At 65.8% G+C, this 14,207-nt stretch carries 18 protein-coding genes and 1 pseudogene; 9 read left to right on the top strand and 10 right to left on the bottom strand.

The genetic code is table 11. From position 1 onward, the window contains the following. Positions 1–72: 72 nt before the first annotated feature. Genes gmk through C2847_RS09320 form a run of 5 tightly spaced genes read left to right on the top strand, consistent with a single transcriptional unit; the run spans position 73 to position 3,311 of the window. Positions 73–735, top strand: a complete 663-nt coding sequence (gene gmk, locus C2847_RS09340) for a guanylate kinase (protein WP_105318103.1) — start codon at positions 73–75, stop codon at positions 733–735. Beyond that, a complete protein-coding gene (gene rpoZ, locus C2847_RS09335) occupies positions 716–1,015 on the top strand; it encodes a DNA-directed RNA polymerase subunit omega (RefSeq protein WP_105318102.1) in 300 nt (99 codons plus the stop codon). Before gmk ends, rpoZ begins: the two co-directional genes overlap by 20 nt. Next, on the top strand, positions 1,016–2,206 hold the full coding sequence (coaBC, locus tag C2847_RS09330) for a bifunctional phosphopantothenoylcysteine decarboxylase/phosphopantothenate--cysteine ligase CoaBC (protein WP_105318101.1): 1,191 nt from the start codon (positions 1,016–1,018) through the stop codon (positions 2,204–2,206). A gap of 10 nt (positions 2,207–2,216) precedes the next feature. After that, positions 2,217–2,693 (top strand): arginine repressor, encoded by a 477-nt coding sequence (gene argR, locus C2847_RS09325; RefSeq protein ID WP_105318100.1) that lies wholly within the window; start codon positions 2,217–2,219, stop codon positions 2,691–2,693. Positions 2,694–2,699: 6 nt separating this feature from the next. Next, on the top strand, positions 2,700–3,311 hold the full coding sequence (locus C2847_RS09320; RefSeq protein WP_105318099.1) for a MarC family protein: 612 nt from the start codon (positions 2,700–2,702) through the stop codon (positions 3,309–3,311). Here C2847_RS09320 and C2847_RS12635 read toward each other — a convergent pair. The 4 genes from C2847_RS12635 to glyA all read right to left on the bottom strand — a co-directional run bounded on the left by C2847_RS12635 (position 3,295) and on the right by glyA (position 7,314). Beyond that, complete coding sequence (locus tag C2847_RS12635) at positions 3,295–3,705, bottom strand: GGDEF domain-containing protein (protein ID WP_244187412.1); 411 nt, start codon at positions 3,703–3,705, stop codon at positions 3,295–3,297. The genes C2847_RS09320 and C2847_RS12635 overlap by 17 nt on opposite strands. 90 nt (positions 3,706–3,795) lie before the next feature. Next, complete coding sequence (locus C2847_RS12630; RefSeq protein WP_244187411.1) at positions 3,796–4,470, bottom strand: hypothetical protein; 675 nt, start codon at positions 4,468–4,470, stop codon at positions 3,796–3,798. Continuing rightward, a complete protein-coding gene (locus C2847_RS09310; protein ID WP_105318098.1) occupies positions 4,467–6,068 on the bottom strand; it encodes a DNA repair protein RecN in 1,602 nt (533 codons plus the stop codon). The genes C2847_RS12630 and C2847_RS09310 overlap by 4 nt, the downstream gene beginning before the upstream one ends. A gap of 22 nt (positions 6,069–6,090) precedes the next feature. Beyond that, on the bottom strand, positions 6,091–7,314 hold the full coding sequence (glyA, locus tag C2847_RS09305) for a serine hydroxymethyltransferase (protein ID WP_105318097.1): 1,224 nt from the start codon (positions 7,312–7,314) through the stop codon (positions 6,091–6,093). A 116-nt stretch (positions 7,315–7,430) separates the two neighbouring features. Between glyA and C2847_RS09300 the strand changes: the two genes are divergently transcribed. Continuing rightward, positions 7,431–7,706 carry a hypothetical protein gene (locus C2847_RS09300; RefSeq protein WP_105318096.1) on the top strand — a complete coding sequence of 92 codons (276 nt, stop codon included), beginning with the start codon at positions 7,431–7,433 and terminating at the stop codon, positions 7,704–7,706. A 41-nt stretch (positions 7,707–7,747) separates the two neighbouring features. Here C2847_RS09300 and purF read toward each other — a convergent pair whose 3' ends face one another. From purF to purC, 6 genes are read right to left on the bottom strand one after another with little or no spacing between them, the layout of a single operon-like run. Next, complete coding sequence (gene purF / locus C2847_RS09295) at positions 7,748–9,139, bottom strand: amidophosphoribosyltransferase (protein ID WP_105318095.1); 1,392 nt, start codon at positions 9,137–9,139, stop codon at positions 7,748–7,750. Beyond that, the gene (gene purL, locus C2847_RS09290) at positions 9,126–11,330 is read right to left on the bottom strand and encodes a phosphoribosylformylglycinamidine synthase subunit PurL (RefSeq protein WP_105318094.1); all 2,205 of its coding nucleotides are present in this window, start codon (positions 11,328–11,330) and stop codon (positions 9,126–9,128) included. Before purL ends, purF begins: the two co-directional genes overlap by 14 nt. Continuing rightward, entirely contained in the window at positions 11,330–12,043 is a 714-nt protein-coding gene (locus C2847_RS09285; protein ID WP_105318093.1) for an HAD family hydrolase, read from the bottom strand. Before C2847_RS09285 ends, purL begins: the two co-directional genes overlap by 1 nt. Next, complete coding sequence (gene purQ, locus C2847_RS09280; RefSeq protein WP_105318092.1) at positions 12,040–12,723, bottom strand: phosphoribosylformylglycinamidine synthase subunit PurQ; 684 nt, start codon at positions 12,721–12,723, stop codon at positions 12,040–12,042. The genes C2847_RS09285 and purQ overlap by 4 nt, the downstream gene beginning before the upstream one ends. Then, a complete protein-coding gene (gene purS, locus C2847_RS09275) occupies positions 12,720–12,974 on the bottom strand; it encodes a phosphoribosylformylglycinamidine synthase subunit PurS (RefSeq protein WP_105318091.1) in 255 nt (84 codons plus the stop codon). Before purS ends, purQ begins: the two co-directional genes overlap by 4 nt. Before the next feature lie 2 nt (positions 12,975–12,976). Continuing rightward, complete coding sequence (gene purC, locus C2847_RS09270; protein ID WP_105318090.1) at positions 12,977–13,672, bottom strand: phosphoribosylaminoimidazolesuccinocarboxamide synthase; 696 nt, start codon at positions 13,670–13,672, stop codon at positions 12,977–12,979. 67 nt (positions 13,673–13,739) lie between these two features. Here purC and C2847_RS12625 point away from each other — a divergent pair, with 67 nt between their 5' ends. The 3 genes and pseudogenes from C2847_RS12625 to C2847_RS12620 form a co-directional block, all read left to right on the top strand. Continuing rightward, positions 13,740–13,892: a hypothetical protein gene (locus C2847_RS12625; protein WP_244187410.1), complete on the top strand. Its 153-nt coding sequence runs from the start codon at positions 13,740–13,742 to the stop codon at positions 13,890–13,892. Then, the gene (locus C2847_RS13055; RefSeq protein ID WP_425275086.1) at positions 13,893–14,114 is read left to right on the top strand and encodes a Uma2 family endonuclease; all 222 of its coding nucleotides are present in this window, start codon (positions 13,893–13,895) and stop codon (positions 14,112–14,114) included. It begins immediately after the preceding gene. Then, positions 14,078–14,207 (top strand): annotated as a pseudogene (locus tag C2847_RS12620) (hypothetical protein); the annotation flags it as partial. The gene C2847_RS13055 and the pseudogene C2847_RS12620, both read left to right, overlap by 37 nt.

Below are 14,207 nucleotides of genomic sequence, written 5' to 3'. Positions count from 1 at the left end.
GGCAGTGTGGGATGGATCACAAAAATCCTTGCCTCTTCGGGGTGGCTTTGGTATCCTCCCGGGGTGAAGGGTATGGGGGGCCGCCTTTTCGTCATGACCGGGGCCAGCGGGGTGGGGAAGGGCACGGTGCGGGCTAAGGTGCTGGAGCGCACCCGCCTCTTCTACTCCATCTCCATGACCACCCGTCCCCCGCGTCCCGGAGAACGGGATGGGGTGGACTACTACTTCGTGGATAGGGCTACCTTTGAAGCCCTGTTGCGGGAGGATGGGTTCTTGGAGCATGCCGAGTACGTGGGGCACCTTTACGGCACCCCAAGGGCCCCGGTGGAGCGGGCTTTGGCCCGGGGGGAGGATGTTCTTCTGGAGATCGAGGTGCAGGGGGCCCTGCAGGTGCGTGAGAAGATGCCCGAAGCGGTCCTCATCTTCCTCCTGCCCCCTTCCCTTTCCGAGCTGAAGCGGCGTTTGGTCTACCGGGGCAAGGACGCCCCGGAGAAGATAGAAAAGAGGCTGAAGCAGGCGGAATGGGAGATCCAGAACGCCCATCTCTTCGATTACGTGGTGGTGAACGAGGTGCTGGAGGAGGCGGTGGCCGACTTCCTGGCCATCCTTACCGCCGAGAGGCGGCGCACCCCTAGGATGGGCCCCGCCTTGGAGAGGGCCTTGAAACGGGATAAGGACCTGGAAGCCGAGCTGGACGAGATTCTGCGGAGGAATTATGGCGGAACCCGGGATTGACAAGCTTTTTGGCATGGTGGATTCCAAGTACCGGCTCACCGTGGTGGTGGCCAAGCGGGCGGAGCAGCTTCTTCGCCACCGCTTTAAGAACACGGTTCTGGAGCCGGAGGAGAGGCCCAAGATGCGGACCCTCGAGGGCATCCTGGACGACCCCAATCCCGTCACCTGGGCCATGAAGGAGCTGCTCACGGGGAGGCTGGTCTTCGGGGAGAACCTGGTGCCTGAGGATCGCCTGCAGAGGGAGATGGAACGGCTCTACCCGGTGGAAGAGGAGGCGTAGGTGGCCCGGGTTCTGGTGGCGGTGACGGGGGGGGTGGCGGCTATCAAGGCCCCCCACCTTCTCCGCCTCCTCAGGGCCCAAGGCCACGAGGTGCGGGTCCTGGCCACCCCCAGGGCCCTGGAGTTCATCACCCCCCTTTCCCTGGCGGTGGCCGCCGGGGGGGAGGTGGCCACGGAGGAGGCCTGGTTCAGGCCCGATGGCCGGGCCTTACACATAGAGCTCGCCCGCTGGGCCGATGTGGTCCTGGTGGCCCCGGCCACCGCCCACGCCATGGCCAAGGCCGCCTTGGGCCTGGCGGATGACCTCCTTTCCGCCACCCTCTTGGCGGGGGCTAAGCGGGTGGCCTGGGCCCCGGCCATGAACGAGGCCATGTGGCTTGCCCCCAAGACCCAGGAGCATGCGAGGAGCCTCGAGGCCATGGGCCACGCCCTCTTTGGCCCCGCCTACGGGCCCTTGGCGGCGGTGGGGGAGGGGGAAGGATGGGGACGGATGCTGGAGCCCGAGGAGCTTTTGGAGAGGCTTCAGGCCTTCCTTACCCCCAAGGACCTTAAGGGCCTGAGGCTTCTGGTGTCCGCCGGTCCCACCCGGGAGTACCTGGACCCGGTGCGCTACCTTTCCAACCCTTCCTCGGGCCGCATGGGCTACTCTGTGGCCGAGGCTGCCCGGGACCGGGGGGCGGAGGTGGTGCTCGTTTCCGGTCCCACGGCCCTGCCCGACCCCTGGGGGGTGGAGGTGGTGCGGGTGGAAAACGCCTTGGAGATGCGCGAGGCCATTCTGGGGCGCTATTCCTGGGCCCAGGCGGTGGTGATGGCGGCGGCGGTGGCCGACTACCGCCCGGCGGAGGTGAGCCGGGAGAAGGAGCCCAAGGTGGCGGCGGAGAAGGTTCTCCGCCTGGTACCCAACCCCGACATCCTCAAGGAGCTGGGGGAGAACAAGGGACCGAGGGTCCTGGTGGGCTTTGCCATGGAGACCGGGGAGGGCTTGGCGCGGGCCAAGGAGAAGCTTCTCCGCAAGAACCTGGACCTCATCGTCCTCAACTGGGTGAACCGGGAAGGGGTGGGCTTCGGCAGCCTCGAGAACGAGGTGGTCCTCCTCCTCCGGGATGGCCGGGTACTGAAACTCCCCCGCATGAAAAAGCGGCAGGTGGCCGACCGTATACTGGACTTGGTTAAAGAGTTCTGGAAGGGTTAGAGGGGTGTCTATGCGAAGCAAAGCGGAGCGGCACCGCGCCATTCAGGAGATCGTGAGCCGGGAGGAGATCGGCACGCAGAAGGAGCTGGTGGAGCGCCTGCGGCAGCTGGGCTTTGACGTGACCCAGGCCACGGTGAGCCGGGATATCGCCGAGCTGCGCCTGGCCCGAGTTTCCCTGGGCAAGGGGCGGCACAAGTACGCCCTGCCCTCTATGGAGCTTCCCGAGGACGTTTACGAGGAACTCAAGCGGCAGTTTGGCCTCTTCGTCAAGGACGTGGACCGGGGGGGGAATATCCTGGTGGTGAAGACGGCGGAGGGCCACGCCTCCGGCATCGCCCTTTTGATGGACCGCCTCAAGCGGGACGAGATCGTGGGCACCCTGGCGGGGGAGGATACCATCCTGGTGGTGGCCCGGACCGAGGAAGGGGCGAGGGCCCTGGAGGAGGAGTTCGGGGAGCTCCTCGTGACGGGAAAGATGCGCCTTTAGGCCCCCGTGCTGGAGCTTTTCCTCAAATCCTTCCTCACCCTCTTCGTGGTCATGGACCCGGTGGGGCTGGTGCCGGTTTTTCTGGCCCTGGCCGGGGACCGTCCTCAAAGGAAACAGGCCCAGATCGCCGGGAAGGCGGTGCTGGTGGCGGGGGGGCTCTTGGTCTCCTTTTTTTTCTTCGGGCGGGGGCTTTTGGGCTACCTGGGGATCAGCCTCGAGGCCCTGCGCATCGCCGGGGGCATCCTCCTCTTCCGCATCGCCACCGAGATGGTTTTCGCCCACCACGAGCGGGAAACGGAGGAGGAAAAGGATGAGGCCCGCCTCCGGGCGGATATCTCCGTCTTTCCCTTGGCCATCCCCTTGATCGCCGGCCCTGGGGCCTTGGCCAGCGTCCTCATCCTGGGCGGGGAGGCTAAGGGGGTGCCTTGGGGCTGGGCGGTGGTCCTCTTGAACGTTTTCTTGGTCCTTTGCCTGGCCTACCTCTTCCTGCGGGCGGCAGCTTCCGTGCGCCGGGCCCTGGGGCGGACGGGAGTGAACGTGGTCACCCGTGTCCTGGGCATCCTCCTGGCCGCCTTGGCGGTGCAGTACGTGGCGGATGGGGTTAAAGCCCTTTTCTAGCCCTCTTGGCCCGGTACATGCCTTTGTCGGCCTCCTTAAGGAGGGCCTCCAGGTCCTCCCCCTCCACCAGAAGCCCTCCTGCGGCCACCTGGTAGGGCAGGTTCTCCTGAAGCCGGGCGATGAGGGCGGGGATCTCCTCCGCCTTCAGGCCCAGGTGGAGGCTTACGAACTCATCCCCACCGATGCGGAAGGCCACGTCACGGCGGCGGGAGAGGTTTCTTAGGGCCTGGGCCAGGCTCTTCAGGGCCTGGTCGCCCACCGCGTGGCCCTCCCGGTCGTTCAAGGCCTTAAGGCCGTTCAGGTCCCAGTAGATCAAGGACAAAGGCTCCCCCAGGGTCCGGGCTTCCTGTAGGAGCAGGGGAAAGGCTTCCTCCAGGGCCCGGCGATTGCCCAAGCCGGTGAGGGGATCGGTGCGGGCGGCCTCCTGCAGGGCCTGGCGCTCCTTCAGGGCCTTGAGGAGGAGGGCGGCCTCGAGGGCAAAGGCCTAGGCCAGCTCCAGGGAAAGGGGGCTGAAGGCCTCGGGGTCCGAGAAGCTGTCCAGGTTCATGGTGGCCAGCACCTCCCCTTCCAGGACGATGGGCAGGCCCAGGGTGGCCTGGATCTCCAAAGGGCGGCCGTGCTCGAAGAAGAGGGGCCTGGCCTCCACGGTGCTCAGGTTGGAAAGGTACCGCACCTCCTCCCCTTTGAGGATCCGGGGCCGGCCCCTTTGCCAGTTGTCCACCCCCAGGCCGTACCAGAAGAGCTCCTCCTGGAGGGAGGTGCGGGCCATGAGCAGGCGTTCGCTGAAGCCTTCCTGGGCCACCAGGTAAAAGAACCCCCCTTCCCTTAAGAGGATGCTGCCCGCCTCGGCCCCCGGCACCACCGCCACCGCTTCGCGGATCAGGTCCTTGAGAAGGCCCTCGGGTTCCTCGTGTTGCATGAGTCCCTTCAGCACCCGAAGGAGGCTTTGGTAGGCCTTGGCCCGCACGGCGAGGTGGCTGACCTCGAGGAGAAGCAGGTAGGTGCCTTCCGGGGCGGGCAGGTGCACCACCTGGTAGGTCTTCGTCCCCACCTCCAGGGTGTCCCCTTGGGGGAGGGGGAGGCCTTCGGCCAGGGAGTTGCGCACCACCTCCGTTTCCCGGACAAGATAGACGGGGTAGGGAGCCTCGAGGGGATTCATTCCCGAGCCTCCACCCAACCTGGGGCAATCTGGTTCCCCTCCAGGAGGAGGCGGGCGTGGGCCAAAGCGGCCTCGGTGTACTGGCCGGAGAGGAGGCGGGCGAGCTCCCGTATGCGCTTCTCCCCTTCCAGCACCTCGATGCGCACCTCTTCCCCCTCCTTCACCACCCTGAGGTGCCTCTTCGCGCGGGCGGCGATCTGGGGCAGGTGGGTGACCACCAGGACCTGCCGGGCCTGGCCCAGCTGGGCAAGCCTTTCCGCCATCTTCCAGGCGGTTTCCCCGCCCACCCCGGTGTCCACCTCGTCGAAGACCACGGTGGGGGCCTCGGCCCCGGTGAGGAGGGCTAAAGCCAGGGCGATGCGGGAGAGCTCCCCGCCGCTGGCCGCGGAAAGGGGAGCGGGGGGAAGGTGGGGGTTAGCGGAGAAGCGGAAGAGGACCTCCTCCAGGCCCTGGGGTCCGGGTTCGGGAAGGGGCTTGAGCTCCACCTGGAAGCGGGCTTTGGGGAAACCCAGGGCGGAAAGCTCCGTCTCCATTTCCTTTTCCAGCCTCCTTGCCGCCTCGAGGCGGGCTTCGGAAAGGCGTTCCCCCGCCCTATACAGGGCTTCCGAGGCCACTTTTAAGGCCCTTTCCAGCTCCAAAAGCCGCTCTTCCCCTCCCTCCAGGGCCTTCAGCTCCTCCTCTGCCCTTTCCCGGTAGCGCAGGACCTCCTCCAGGGTGGGCCCGTACTTGCGCTTGAGCCTTTCCAGAAGGCCCAAGCGTTCCTCCAGCTGGGCCAGACGGCTGGGGTTTCCTTCCAGGCTTTCCAGGTAGTCCTCCAGCTCCCGGGTCACGGCCCGGCCACCCTCCAAAGCTGCCTCCAGGTCCCTGGCCAGGGCCTCGAGGGCTGGGTCAAAGCGGCTTCCCGCCCTTAGCTCCCGCAGGGCAGCCTGAAGAAGATCCAGGGCACCTCCTTCTGCCAGGAGGGCGTAGGCCTTCCCCGAGCGCTCCCTCAGGGTTTCCAGATGGCGAAGCCTTTGCGCCTCGGCCTCCAGCTCCTCATCCTCCTTGGGCCTGGGGTTCGCCTCCTGGATCTCCTTAAGCTGGAAGCGGAGGAGGTCCTCCCGCTCCGTCTTGGCCCTCAAGGCCTCCTCCAGGGCTCGTTTTTCCAGGAGGAGGGCCTGGTGTTTCTTGTACGCTTCCCCGTAGTCCTCCAGGAGGTTTGGGGGCAGCATGGCATCCAGAAGCTCCCGCTGCCTTTTTGGGGAAAGGAGGGCGATGGCCGTGTGCTGGGCGTGGAGGGAAAGCCACCTTTCCGCCTCCTCTTGGAGTTCTTTGAGGCTCACCACCTCCCCATCGATCCGAGGGGTGGAGCGGCCCCCAACGCGGCGGGAGAGGATGCGCTCCTCGCCCTCACCTTGGAAGAAGGCGGTCACCAGGAGGCTATCGCCAAAAGGCCCCAAAAGTCCCTCGGACCTGGCCCCCAGGAGGAGGGCTAAAGCGTCCACCAGGAGGCTTTTCCCCGCCCCGGTTTCCCCGGTGAGGACGTTGAGCCCAGGCCCAAGCTCCAGGGTAGCCTCGCGGATTACGGCGAGGTTACGCACCTCGAGGCGCTTGAGCATCTTCTTCCATTCTAAGGCTTCCCTAGGGCATGGGGTGGGCCAGGGCGAGCCGCCTAACCTCCTCCCGCAGGGCCTCCGAGGGCCCCTCCATGAGGGCTCGGTCGATGAGCTCTGCCACCAGGGGCATCTCCTCCGGGGTAAAGCCCCGGGTGGTGATGGCCGGGGTGCCGATGCGGATGCCGGAGGTGACCCTGGGGGGCTTGGGGTCAAAGGGGATGGCGTTCTTGTTCACGGTGATGCCCACGGCATCCAGCTTCTCCTCCGCCTCCTTGCCGGTCAGGCCCTTGGGGCGGAGGTCCAGGAGGAAGAGGTGGTTGTCGGTTCCCCCCGTGACCAGGCGGTAGCCCCTTTTGGCCAGCTCCTCGCCAAGGCGCTTGGCGTTTTCCACCACCAGGCGGCTATACTCCCGGAACTCGGGCTGCAGGGCCTCAAAAAAGGCCACCGCCTTGCCAGCGATCACGTGCTCCAAGGGCCCGCCCTGGATGCCCGGAAAGATGATCTTGTCGATCTTTTTGCCCAGATCCGGGTCGTTGGAAAGAATAAGCCCGCCCCTCGGGCCCCTTAGGGTCTTGTGGGTGGTGCTGGTGACCACATGGGCGTAGGGAAGGGGGTTGGGGTGGAGCCCCGCGGCCACCAGGCCGGCGAAATGGGCCATGTCCACCACCAGGTAGGCCCCCACCTCCTCGGCGATCTCCCGGAAGGCCTTAAAGTCCCAGAAGCGGGGGTAGGCGCTGGCGCCCGCCACGATCACCTTGGGCCGGTGCTCGAGGGCCAGGCGGCGCACCTCCTCTAGGTCGATGAGCTCGGTATCGGGCCGGACCCCGTAGGAAACCACCTTGTACAGTTTCCCGGAGAAGTTCACCTTGGAGCCGTGGGTGAGGTGGCCCCCGGCGGCCAGGTCCATGCCCATAAGGGTATCCCCCGGCTCCATGAGGGCCATGTACACCGCCATGTTGGCCTGGGAGCCGGAGTGGGGCTGGACGTTGGCCCAGGCGGCCCCGAAGAGCTCCTTGGCCCGCTCGATGGCCAGGCTTTCCACCTGGTCTATGATCTCGCATCCCCCGTAGTAGCGGGCCCCCGGGTAGCCCTCCGCGTACTTGTTGGTGAGGACGCTTCCCACCGCCTCCCGCACCTGGGCGGAGACGAAGTTCTCGCTGGCGATGAGCTCCAGGCCTTCCCGCTGGCGCTTTTCCTCCGAGGCGATCAACTGGAAAAGGGCCTCGTCCCGTAAGCTGGTCCTGACCATAGGCCGATTATAGGCCCTGCACCGGGGCGCTACCAGGTTATCCTTTCCGGGAACCGGAGCCTTAGGGGAAGGCGGAAGGACCCTGGAAAGGGCCTTCCCTTTGCTAAGCTTGGGGTATGAAAGGAAGCGTTTTCCCGATTTTGAAGTGGGGGCTTGCCCTGACCCTAGCTATCCTGCTTGTGGCCATTATTCTCATCAACTTTACCTCCAGCCGCGATCTGCCGGAGCTGGTCCGGGTGCAGGTGGAGCGGTATGCGGTGTGCAGCTACTGGTTCTTCGGCTGGCACCTGGCTTCCACCGGGGCTTTCGCCTTTATCTTCCTGCTGGTAGGGTTTCTTCTGGGCCTTGGGACGGGGTTTTTCCTAAGGCGGGGGGTGGCCTCGAGGGGCTAGTGCCCCCCTAGCTTGGCTAGGGTGGGGATTAGGGATAGGGCCTAGAGGATTTCCAAGGCCAGTTTTTCCCCTTCCACGGGCACCCCGGCCGGATAGCGCCCGTTGAAGCAGGCCAGGCACACGGGCCCTCCAATGGCCCGTTTCACCCCTTCCTCCGAGAGGAAGGCCAGGGTATCCGCCCCGATGAAGGCCCGGATCTCCTCCACGCCCTTCTCGGCGGCGATGAGCTCTTTGCGGGCGGCGGTGTCGATGCCGTAGTAGCAGGGGAAGCGGATGGGGGGGCTGGAAACCCGGAAGTGGACTTCCCGGGCCCCTGCTTCCTTCAGCATGGCCACGATGCGGCGGCTGGTGGTGCCCCGTACGATGGAGTCGTCGATGAGCACCACCCGCTTGCCCCGCACCGCCGAGGTGGGGGAGAGCTTCAAGCGGGTCTTGAGGTCCCTTAGCGCCTGGGTGGGCTGGATGAAGGTGCGGCCCGCATAGGGGTTCTTGTAAAGGCCGTACTCCAGGGGAAGGCCGCTAGCCTTGGCGTAGCCCACCGCCGCCCCGATGCCGGAGTCGGGCACCGGCACCACCATGTCCGCTTCCGCTGGCGCTTCCCGGAAGAGCTCCATGCCCATGCGCACCCGGGCCTCGTAGGCCTCCACCCCGTCCAGGAGGCTATCGGGCCTAGCGAAGTAGATCCATTCAAAGGCGCAGGGGGCGGGGTTTGGGGGAAGGGCCTGGAGGCTTTTAAGCTCGCCTTCCTCCACCCAGACCACCTCCCCTGGGCGCACATCCCGGAGGTAGTGGGCCCCCATGAGCTCGAGGGCCGGGGGCTCGGAGGCAAAGGCGTAGCCTTTGGGAAGCCTGCCGATGGCCAGGGGACGAACCCCGTGGGGATCCCGGAGGGCCACCAGGGTCCTGCGGTCCATGAGGAGGATGGAATACCCTCCCTCCAGGGCCTTCATGGCCTCGGCGGCCGCCTCAGGGAGGGAGAGGTGGCCCAAGCGGGCGAGGAGGAGGAGCATCACCTCGGTGTCCGAGGTGCTCTGGAAGGTGGCCCCTTCCTTAAGGAGCCGGTCGCGAAGGGGTTTGGCGTTGGTGAAGTTGCCGTTGTGCACGATGGCCAGGACCCCGTGGGCGGTGCGGGCGGTGAGGGGCTGGGCGTTGAAGCGCAGGTTGGATCCGGTGGTGGAGTAGCGGGTGTGGGCCAGGCCCAGCCGGACCCCCGCCAAGCGCAAGCGGGCCAGGCGCTCCTCGGTGAAGACCTGGTTCACCAGGCCGAGATCCTTCTCTACCAGGAACTCCTTCCCGTCCGATACGGCAATCCCTGCCGCCTCCTGCCCCCGGTGCTGGAGGGCGAGAAGGCCCAGATGGAGTAGCCCCGCCGCGTCCAGGGGTTCCTCGCTCCAAAGCCCCAAGACCCCGCACTCTTCCCTAGGCTTGTCCATCCAGCACCTCCCTCAGGGGCCGCTTCCAGGCGGCGAGGAGCTCTTCTACCTCCCACTCTAGCACCCCATCCGGGGTGAGGACCGTGAGGGTATGCCCCCCGGTTTCCCCCAAAACCCGGTAGGGGAGCCCCATCTCCTCGAGGCGGAAGGTGGTTTCCTTGAGGTGTTCCTTGTCCACGGTGAAGAGGATGCGGCTTGGGGCCTCGCCGAAAAGCAGGGCAAGGTGTCCCGACGGTGGCTCGGAGCCCCGGGTGCGCACCTCCACCGTGGCCCCCAGGCCATAGGGGAAGGTCATCTCCGCCAGGGCCGCCAAAAGCCCTCCTTCCGCCAGGTCGTGGGCGGTGCGGGTGAGGCCCAGGGCGATGAGTTCCCGGATGGCCTCCTGCACCCGCTTCTCCTGCTCCAAATCTAGCCTGGGGGGATGGCCCGCCTCGAGGCCCGAAAGGAGGTAAAGGACCTCGCTTCCCCCAAGCTCCCCTTTCTCCTCTCCCAACAGGAGGATCACCTCTCCCGGGCGGCGGAAGCCCATCTCCGCCCGCCTCCTGATGTCCAAGACCCCCACCACCCCCACCATGGCCGTGGGGGGGATGCGCCGGCCCCCGCTCTCGTTGTAGAGGGATACGTTTCCCGAAACCACCGGCACCCCCAAGGCCTCGCTGGCCTCTCGGAGGCCGGCGAGGGTTTCCTGGAGCTCAAAGTAACCCTCTGGGGTTTCCGGGCTTCCCAGGTTGAGGCCGTCGGTGTAGGCCAGGGGTTTTGCCCCCACCACGCTCACGTTGCGGCAGGCCTCGGCCAGGGCGTGCATGGCGCCAAGCCGGGGATGGAGGCGGCTATACCTGGGGTTCTGGTCCACCTTGGTGGCAATGCCCAGGTGGGTTCCCTTCACCCAGAGCACCGCCGCATCCCCCTTGCCCGGCACCAGGGTGGTCCTGGTTCCCACCTGGTGGTCGTAGCGTTCGTAAATGGCTTCCCGGCTCGCCAGGTTGGGGGAGGCGAGGAGCTGGGGAAGAATCTCCTGGGGGTTGGCGGCAAGCGGGGGAAGGGGCATCTCCCGGAGCCTTCGAATCTCGGGATCCTCCCTTCCGATGCGCACGTAGGTGGGGGCTTCCGCCAGGGCCTCCGTGGGGACCTCGGCCACCACCTCGCCCCGGAAGAGGACGCGGAAGACCCTCTCGGGGATGGTCCTGGCCACGGGCACGCAGTCCAAGCCCCACTTCCTGAAGACCTCCTCCAGCTCCCTTTCCCTGCCCTCCTTGGGTACCAGGACCATGCGCTCCTGGCTTTCGGAGAGAAGGAGCTCTATGGGCCCCATGTTCCTTTCCCGGGTGGGGACGCGGTCCAGGTCCAGCTCCACCCCCAGGCCCGACTTGAAGGCCAGCTCCGAGAGGCTACTGGTGAGCCCTGCTGCCCCCATGTCCTGGACGCCTTCCACCAGGTCCTTTTCGATGGCCTCGAGGGTGGCCTCCATGAGGAGCTTCCCCAAAAAGGGGTCCCCCACCTGGACTGCTGGCCGGTCCTCCTCCTTGTCCTCGGAAAGCTCCCGGCTGGCGAAGGCGGCACCCCCAATCCCATCCCTTCCCGTCTTGGCCCCGGCGTAGTAGATGGGCCGGCCTAAGGAAGCCTGGCTACGCCTTAAGTGCTCCTCCCTAAGAAGCCCCAGGCACATGGCGTTCACCAGGGGGTTTTCCCGGTAGCCCTCGTGGAAGTAGAGGTCCCCGCCCACCGTGGGGACCCCGATGGCGTTGCCGTAGTGGGCGATGCCGGAGACCACCCCCTTGAGGAGGTATCGGCTTCGAGCGTCCCCCAGGGGGCCAAAGCGCAAGGAATCCAGCAGGGCGATGGGCCGGGCCCCCATGCTCATGATGTCCCGGATGATCCCCCCCACCCCGGTGGCGGCACCCTGGAAGGGCTCCACCGCCGAGGGGTGGTTGTGGCTTTCGATCTTAAAGGCTACCGCCCAGCCCTCGCCGATGCGCACCACGCCGGCGTTCTCCCCCGGGCCCTGCAAGACGGCCTCCCCCTCCTTGGGAAGCTGCTTCAGGAGGGGCCGGGAGTTCTTGTAGGCGCAGTGCTCGCTCCACATCACCTTGAAGAGGAAAAGCTCCACCCGGTTGGGCTCCCGGCCAAGCCTCTGGGTGATCTCCCGGTACTCCTCTTCCGGGATGCCGATTTCTTGGGCTAGGGTTTCCATCACTGGAGAAGGGGAAGAAGCTCCCGGTGGTCCTTGATCTTGGCCGTGGGCTTGATCTCCCCGTTCACCTCCCTCAGGCCCACGTACTGCACCGCCCAGGGGTAGCCGGTGGCGAAGGCTCCCTTGATGTCCGTTTGGGGCAGGTCGCCCACGTGCAGGGCTTCCTCCGGGGCCACGTCCAGGGCCTCGAGGGCCACCCGGAAGGCCTCGGGTTTGGGCTTCACGTGGCCGGTTTCGTCGGAGAAGCTGTAGGCCTGGAAGACATCCAGCCCCTGCCGCTTCAGGTGTTCCCGGATGAGACGGCCCGGGGTGAGGCCGGTGTCGGAAACCAGGGCCAGGGGGTATTTCTTGGCCAGCTCCTTCAACGCCCCCACTCCAGGGAGGGCCTCGAGGTCCACCAGAAGGGAGCTTTCCTCCAGCTTCCTGGCGGTGAGGGCGATGAGCCCGGGGTCGTGGGGAGCCCCAAGAAGGGCGAAGATGCGGGACACCCGGTCGTATACGGACATATGTTCCCCGGCCTTCCAGGCCTCCTCAAAGGCGATGGCCGCCTGGCGGTAGGCTTCCCGCACCTCGTGCTCCTCCGCCGGGTGCCCGGCCTCGGATAGGGCATCCAGGAGGATCTCGTACCGGGCGGGCATGACCTTTTCCAAAAACGCCTTTCCCTCCGTGAAGAGGGTGCCCCAGAAGTCAAAGGTGATGGCCTTGGGTTTCATCCCGTTACCTCCTCTAAGAGCCCCAGGAACAAGGGGAGCCCATCCGTGCCGCCCAGAACCTCATCCACCGCCCGCTCGGGGTGGGGCATCATGCCGAGGACATTGCCCCTCTCGTTGGTGATACCGGCAATGTCGTGGAGGCTCCCGTTGGGGTTGTAGTCCGTTTCCCCCTTTAAGGGGGCGTAGCGGAAGACCACCAGGCCTTCTCCCTCCAGCCGGGCCAGGGTCTCGGCGTCCGCATAGTAGCGGCCCTCGGCGTGGGCGATGGGCAGGCGGAGGACCTGCCTCTTCTGGTAGAGGCGGGTGAAGGGGAGGTCGTTGCGCTCCACCCTTACCCCCACTTCCTTGCAGGTGAAGTGCAGGTTCAGGTTGGCGAGGAGGGCCCCGGGAAGGATCCCTGCCTCGGTGAGCACCTGGAAGCCGTTGCACACTCCGATCACGGGCCGCCCTTCATGGGCGAAGCGCCTTACCTCCTCCATCACCGGGCTTTTGGCCGCTAGGGCCCCGGCCCTCAGGTAATCTCCATAGCTGAAGCCTCCTGGCAAGAAGGCCCCGTCAAAGCCCTTCAGGCTCGTTTCCGTATGCCAGACGTACTCCGCCTTTAAGCCCGCCTTCTCCAAGGCGAAGCGGGCGTCCTCGTCGCAGTTGGAGCCGGGGAAGCGGATGATGGCCCACTTCATGGAAGTTCCTTTAAGGCCTCCAGGGTAAAGACCTCCATCACCGGGTTGGCCAAAAGCCTCCCCATGGCCCTGGCTTTCTCCTCCGCCTCCAGGAGGGTTTCCGCGGGGAAGACGATCTCGAGGACCTTCCCCACCCGCACCGAATCCACGGGGTGGCCCAGGTCCTTCAAAACCCCTTCCACCGCCCGGCCCTGGGGGTCCAGGATGCCCTCTTTGAGCTCGATGAGCAGGGTGGCCTGGTACTTGGGCATGGCTACCCCCTTAGAACCCGCCGGAGGACCTCCTGGTAGGCTTCCTCCACCCCTCCCAGGTCCTTGCGGAAGCGGTCCTTGTCCATGGGCTCTCCCGTCTTTTGGTCCCAAAGGCGCATGGTGTCGGGGGAGATCTCGTCGGCGAGGAGGATCTCCCCGTTCCTTTTGCCGAACTCCAGCTTGAAGTCGATGAGGTCCAGCCCCCTTGGGGCGAAGAAATCCCGCAATAGCTCCCCTACCTTCAGGGTGGTGGCCTTCACCCGGGAAAGCTCCTCCTCCGTGGCCAGGCCCAGGGCCAAAATGGCCTCGGGGCAGATCAAGGGGTCGCCCAGAGGGTCGCTTTTGAGGGAGTACTCCACCAAGGGAGCCCTTAGGGGGTTGCCCTCCTTCACCCCGTAGCGCTTGGCGAAGCTCCCCGCTGCTTTGAAGCGGAGGATGACCTCTAGGGGTAGGATCTCCACCCTCAGGACCCGCATCTCCCGCTCGGAGAGTTCCTCCAGGAAGTGGGTCTTCACCCCATGGCCTTCCAGGTAGCGAAAGAGGACGGCGGAAACCTTGTTGTTCACCACCCCCTTTCCCGGGATGAGGCCCCGCTTCTGGGCGTTAAACGCGGTGGCCTCGTCCTTGAAGTAGACCCTTAGGGCGTCCTCCCCCTCGGGGTAGAGGACCTTGGCCTTGCCCTCGTAGAGCTTTTCCATGCGCCTCCTTAGGGACTCAGGTCCCGTCTGGCCTCCATTTTAGCCCAGGAGGGGCTACACTGAAGGCATGCCCTTGTCCCTGGACCTTCTCCGCCCCATCGGGGAAAGGGAGCTTTGGCTCCTCTCGGAGCGCAACCCCGGCTATCAACTAGAGCTTTCGCCAGAAGGGAGGCTTTGGGTGAGTCCCACAGGAGGGCAAAGCGGCCGCCGGAGCCTTTAGCTGGCCTATCAGCTGGCCCGCTGGAACGAGGAAAGGGGTCTGGGGGGGGTCTTTGACGCCTCCACGGGGTTCCAGCTGCCGGGCGGGGCCATCCTGTCCCCGGATGCTTCTTGGGTGGGGAAAAAGGCGGTGGGAGGCTTTGTTGGAGGAGGAGAGGGAGGGGGTTTCCTCCTTTGGTCCCGGACGTGGTCTTTGAGGTGCGCTCCTCCTCGGAAAGGATAGAGGAGCTCAGGGCCAAGATGACCCTTTACCTTAACTCAAAACTTGCACTTATCCACCCCCCGCATACCCATGCGCCAGGGGACCACTTGAAAA

It is taken from the genome of Thermus tenuipuniceus, assembly GCF_002964845.1.
Classification (GTDB): Bacteria; Deinococcota; Deinococci; order Deinococcales; family Thermaceae; genus Thermus; species Thermus tenuipuniceus.
The sequence above is the reverse complement of the archived record's forward strand: the minus strand, read 5'-3'. Positions and strand labels throughout refer to the sequence as shown.